This window comes from Streptomyces sp. A18, assembly GCF_059026065.1.
On sequence record NZ_JBWLKL010000125.1, the window covers coordinates 1 to 1,137 of the forward strand.

General features: G+C 69.8%; 2 pseudogenes. Both read right to left on the reverse strand.

Features of this window, described 5'->3' with window-relative positions:
* Window positions 1–451 (reverse strand): annotated as a pseudogene (locus AC5P1C_RS43755) (hypothetical protein); the annotation flags it as partial.
* A pseudogene (locus tag AC5P1C_RS43760) lies at window positions 406–1,137 on the reverse strand (DUF2637 domain-containing protein); the annotation flags it as partial. The pseudogenes AC5P1C_RS43760 and AC5P1C_RS43755, both read right to left, overlap by 46 nt.

Sequence of the window (1,137 nt, forward strand, 5' to 3'; positions counted from 1 at the left end):
CGGTGTGCTGCCGCTCGGCGGCCCAGACTTCGTAGACACGGAATTGAGGCAGGTAGCGGCGCAGGGTGCTGGGGTCGGCCGGGGCGCCGCTGCGTCCCGTGACGCCGTGCTCGGCCAGGAAGGCTGAGAGCTCCTTGTCCGACGGCTCAGTGCCGTGGGCGCTCTGGTAGTCGAGCCAGGCCAGGTAGTAGCGGTCGACCGTGGTGAACTGCGCCGCAGGCGATTCCGTCGGTGCCGTGGTGACCTCATCATCGTCGGGGACTTGTGCGTCGATACGCGGGGAGCGTTTCTGCTGCTCGGGCACCGGCGCCCTGCGGTCGTCCTGGGCACGGGGCTCAGGGGCAGGCTCCCGATCGTCCGCAGGGGCGGCTTCCCCTTCGGCTGCGATGGCTGCCAGGTGCACCGTCAGCATGTCCTCGTCCAGTGGGGAGCCGTCGGGGCTGCTGAGCATGTACCGCGACGCCAAGAACGAGCTGAAGGTCGCGGGCGCGGGGAGATGCCGAACTCGGTGATGTACAGGCGTGCCGCGTCCTGGAGAAACGACGCCCATTCCTCCCCCGACTCCGCCCCAGTCTCCTCGTCCGGAGCCTCGTCAGCGGGTGGGGACTGCGGCAGGGACTGGCCCGCATCGCGCTGCTCGAAGTGCTGTGTCATCAAGCTCAGCTGGTCGTGTGGCAGCGGCTGGCCGTCTGGCTGCGCGACGCCGTAGGCGTCCATGAGGAAGAAGCTGAACTGGTGAGCCGTGGGGCAGACGCCGTGCTGCCTCACGAACTCGACGTAGGCCTCGAAGTAGCCCTCCGGATACGTGCCGTCGTCCAACAGGAGTGCCAGTTCTGGCCCTTGGCTTTCTCCATCTGCGGGGAGCAACACTTCGGGTTGCTGCGGCGGACCGGCAGGGATCCGCTCCTCCCCCACCACTGGCGGATTCTGGACCGGCACCCGGTGCACCTCGGCCGCAGGTGCCTCTTGCTGCTGCCCCGGAGCACCGATGCCCGCCGCGGCGAGGCCCGCGGGGGCCGTCTCCGCCAGCGGTACGCCGAACCGCGCCAGGCGCAGTGGTATCAGGGACTCGACGGGGGCCTTGCGGCGCCAGGAGCGGCCGAAGCGGGCCTGGAGGCGGGCCTGGTAGATGAGGCG